Origin of the sequence: Salinivibrio sp. HTSP (assembly GCF_003390965.1) — a bacterium.
Classification (GTDB): domain Bacteria; phylum Pseudomonadota; class Gammaproteobacteria; order Enterobacterales; family Vibrionaceae; genus Salinivibrio; species Salinivibrio kushneri.
The window spans coordinates 1-4214 of sequence record NZ_PXUD01000085.1; the positions used below are offsets into that span (position 1 = coordinate 1).

The following is a 4214-nucleotide window of genomic DNA, read 5'->3' on the forward strand; positions in this document are numbered from 1 at the left end:
GGTATCGACTTGAGTGTTGGCTCGGTGTTGGCGCTGTGTGGTGCGTTTGCCGCGAGTTTGATTGCGGTTGAGGTGCCCGTGTTAGTGGCGGTAACTACCGCCTTGTTTGCAGGCGCGGCGATTGGTGCCATGACTGGCGTCGTGGTGGCCAAAGGCAAGGTACAGGCGTTTATTGCCACCTTGGTAGCCATGACCCTCTATCGCGGTGTCACCATGGTGTATACCGATGGCCGCCCCATCTCAACGGGCTTTACTGATACCGCCGATGCGTTTGCCTGGTTTGGTACCGGCTACCTGTTGGGCATTCCCGTCCCCGTGTGGTTGATGGCTATCGTGTTTATCGGTGCCTGGTACTTGCTTAATCATACCCGCTTTGGCCGTTATATCTACGCACTCGGTGGCAACGAGTCAGCGGCGCGGTTATCAGGCATTAATGTCGACCGAATCAAGGTGGGCGTGTATAGCCTGTGTGGCATGCTCGCGGCGCTGGCAGGGATCATCGTCACCTCGCGCCTGTCCTCCGGACAACCGACTGCCGGTACTGGCTATGAGCTTGATGCGATTGCCGCGGTAGTGCTGGGTGGCACCAGCCTGATGGGCGGTAAAGGCAAGATCATGGGCACATTGATTGGTGCGCTGATTATCGGCTTTTTGAACAATGCCCTTAACCTGCTGGACGTGTCGTCTTACTACCAAATGATTGCCAAAGCGGTGGTGATTCTGCTCGCCGTCCTGGTGGATAACAAAAACAAATAGCTGTTTGAGACAGAGCTTGTTGCGACAGGAGAGCTTATTGGGACAGGCACTTTAAGTTGGCATTCGGGAATGGGAATACGGAGCGCTTCGCTTACGGAATACAGGAAAGAGCCGAGACGCTTCTCTTCTAGAAACTAGAGACTAGCTTGTTGGGACAGGCACTTTTATTTCTGTTCAAGCTTGTCGGGACAGACACTTTAAGTTGGCATTCGGGAATGGGAATACGGAGCGCTTCGCTTACGGAGTACAGGAAAGAGCCGAGACGATTCTCCTCTAGAAACTAAAGTTAGCGGGACAGACACTTTAGTTAGCAGGACAGACACTTTTATTTCTGTTTTATTAGTAAGCAAAAACAATACCCTACAAACACAAAAGGACTGGACGCATGAAAAAACTGACTACCTTGATTACCACTGCACTATTGTCGTCAACGCTTAGCATCAGTGCGCAAGCGGAAGATAGAATGGCAATCGTGGTTTCAACCTTAAACAACCCATTTTTTGTCACCATGAAAGAGGGCGCAGAGCAAAAAGCACAAGATCTTGGTTATGAGCTCTTGGTGCTTGATTCGCAAAACGACGCCAGTAAAGAGCTATCGAATGTGGAGGATTTAACCATCCGTGGCGTTAAAGCCATTTTGATTAATCCGACGGACTCAGACGCGGTCTCAAACGCCATTCGTATTGCGAATCGCGCCGAGATCCCGGTGATCACCCTAGACCGTGGCGCGAGCCGTGGGGACGTGGTGAGCCATATTGCTTCTGATAACGCCCAAGGCAGTAAAATGGCGGCGGAATACATCATCGGCAAAGTCGGTGAGCGAGCCAAAGTGATCCAACTTGAGGGTATTGCCGGTACTTCGGCAGCACGCGAGCGTGGTGAAGGCTTTATAGATGCCATTGAAGGTACCGACGTTGAACTACTCGCCAGTCAGCCAGCGGATTTTGACCGTACCAAAGGCCTGAACGTGATGGAAAACCTGCTTGCCGCCCACCCAGATGTGGAAGCGGTATTCGCCCAGAACGATGAAATGGCATTTGGCGCGTTGCGCGCGGTGCAGGCATCAGGCAAAGATGTCACCATTGTTGGTTTTGATGGCACCAAAGATGGTATTGCAGCCGTCGAGCGTGGTCATCTGGCAGCGACCATCGCTCAGCAACCGGGTATGATTGGTGAGTTGGGTGTCGCAACCGCGGATAAAGTGCTGAAAGGCGATTCGGTAGACAGCTATATTCCCGTGCCGCTTAAGGTGATCAGCCAAGAAACGATCGCTGAATAAGCCGTCAGGGAAACGTATAGTGAGCACCATCGGGTTCGCACTGGGTGGTGCTTTTTTGATTTAAAAACGGTAAGGAATAGTAATGAGCCGATTGGTTGTTCTTGGCAGCGTCAATGCCGATCATGTTTTACGCGTCTCTAGTTTTCCTCGTCCCGGAGAGACATTACACGGTCGAGACTATGCGGTGATAGCTGGCGGCAAAGGGGCGAATCAAGCGGTGGCAGCGGTGCGTTGCGGTGCTGATGTTGCCTTTATTGCCAGTGTGGGTGACGACGCCTTTGGTCAGCAGATTCGTCAGTCTTATGCGCAAGAGGGGATGGATGTCAGTGCGATAAAGGTACAGCCTGATACGCCGACCGGGATTGCGATGATCCAAGTGACTGATCAGGGCGAGAACAGTATTGCGCTCTCCGCAGAAGCCAATGCGACTCTGACAGCGGATACCATTAGCGATGATCTCACAAAAATCGCCGACGCTGACTATTTACTGATGCAGTTAGAAACACCGATGTGTGGCATTGAAAAGGCGGCGTTTCATGCCAGAGCGGCAAAGACACAGGTGGTGCTTAATCCCGCCCCTGCGGCACCGCTGAGCGACGCGCTTCTCGCCGCGGTCGATATTATCACCCCGAATGAAACGGAAGCCCAAAGCCTGACGGGTATCGCGGTAACAGACACCGCCAGTGCCCAAGCGGCCTCGGACGTGCTTCATGAAAAAGGGGTAGGGACTGTACTGATCACCCTCGGCAAACAAGGCGTGTGGCTGAGTGAAAAAGGCGAACAGGCTGGCCAGCTTATTCCTGGGTTCCGTGTCGATGTCGTCGATACCACTGCCGCGGGTGATACCTTTAATGGGGCATTGGTGACAGGACTGATAGAGGGACAGACACTTTATCAGGCGATTCGCTTTGCGCATGCCGCGGCGGCATTATCCGTGACCCAGCGTGGCGCACAAACCTCGATTCCTTCTCGTGCAAATGTTGAGGCGTTTTTGGCCCACCAAGATGCTTAATCCTTATTTCACCTGAGTACGCGGAGTGCGATAAATGGCGACCATGAAAGATATTGCCAAACGGGCGGGCGTGTCGACATCGACGGTCAGTCATGTCATTAACAACACCCGTTATGTGAGTGAGGCCATCGCTGAGAAGGTAAACCAAGCCGCGAAAGAGCTTAACTATTACGCCCCGTCGGCACTGGCACGCAGCCTAAAAGTGAATCGCACTAAAACCTTTGGCATGCTGGTGACCACTTCCACCAACCCGTTTTTTGGCGAAGTAGTAAAGGGCGTCGAGCGTAGCTGTTACCACAATGGCTACAGTTTGATTTTATGCAACACGGAAGGTGACGCTGAGCGTATGCGTGCTTCAATCGATACGCTATTGCAAAAGCGGGTCGATGGCTTGATTTTGATGTGCTCGACCTTGGAAGGTGAGCGGATTGAAGGCTTTGATCGTTATCCAGATATTCCCGTGGTGGTAATGGATTGGGGGCCGATTGATTTTGCCTGCGATAAAATTCAAGACAATTCCTATCAAGGCGGCTATTTAGCAACCCAGCACTTGATTGACTGTGGCCACCGCCAGATTGGTTGCATCAGTGGTCCTTTGCTTAAACAACAAGCACAGCGCCGTTTTCAAGGCTTTAAAGATGCGCTGCGCGATGCTGGACTTACTGAGAACGCCGACTGGATGGTAGAAGCGGACTTTGAGTGTGAAGGCGGCTATCAAGGCATGCAAGCGATTGCCGCGAGCGGCTCCTTGCCGAGCGCGATTTTTGCAGGCAATGATATGATGGCAATGGGCGCGATCAATGCTGCCAATGCACTCGGCATTCGGGTACCCGAGGAGCTTTCTATCATGGGATACGATGACATCCACCTGGCAAAATTTGTCTCTCCCTCGCTGACCACTATTCACCAGCCCAAGTACCGTCTCGGTCAAGCAGCTGTCGAAACCCTACTCCACAAACTGGATGACCCTCAAAGTGACAGCCAAACCGTGCAGCTCGAGCCAACGTTAGTGGTGCGCGAGAGTGTGAAGCGGGTATAGCTACCGGGCGAGCTATAACTATCGGACCTATCGGGGACAGGCGAACCTATCGGGGACAGGCACTTTAAGCTCTTTAAGCTAACGGAACTAACGGGACAGACACCTTTATAATTGCTCTAGGAACACTC

4 protein-coding genes are annotated in these 4214 nt (G+C 52.4%); all 4 read left to right on the top strand.

Annotation, left to right across the window (positions count from 1 at the left end; genetic code table 11):
* Window positions 1-756: ribose ABC transporter permease (gene rbsC / locus C7A19_RS14030; RefSeq protein WP_116645183.1), on the top strand; the 756-nt coding region annotated here is incomplete at its 5' end.
* Between the two features lie 385 nt (window positions 757-1141).
* Window positions 1142-2035 (top strand): ribose ABC transporter substrate-binding protein RbsB, encoded by an 894-nt coding sequence (gene rbsB / locus C7A19_RS14035; RefSeq protein ID WP_116645184.1) that lies wholly within the window; start codon window positions 1142-1144, stop codon window positions 2033-2035.
* A gap of 82 nt (window positions 2036-2117) precedes the next feature.
* A complete protein-coding gene (gene rbsK, locus C7A19_RS14040; protein WP_116645185.1) occupies window positions 2118-3047 on the top strand; it encodes a ribokinase in 930 nt (309 codons plus the stop codon).
* A 34-nt stretch (window positions 3048-3081) separates the two neighbouring features.
* Complete coding sequence (locus C7A19_RS14045; protein WP_116645186.1) at window positions 3082-4086, top strand: substrate-binding domain-containing protein; 1005 nt, start codon at window positions 3082-3084, stop codon at window positions 4084-4086.
* Window positions 4087-4214 lie beyond the last annotated feature (128 nt).

Bases quoted from the DNA above. Each gene is read 5' to 3' on its own strand.
- rbsB (WP_116645184.1), top strand. From the start codon at position 1,142: ATGAAAAAACTGACTACCTTGATTACCACTGCACTATTGTCGTCAACG.
- rbsK (WP_116645185.1), top strand. From the start codon at position 2,118: ATGAGCCGATTGGTTGTTCTTGGCAGCGTCAATGCCGATCATGTTTTA.
- C7A19_RS14045 (WP_116645186.1), top strand. From the start codon at position 3,082: ATGGCGACCATGAAAGATATTGCCAAACGGGCGGGCGTGTCGACATCG.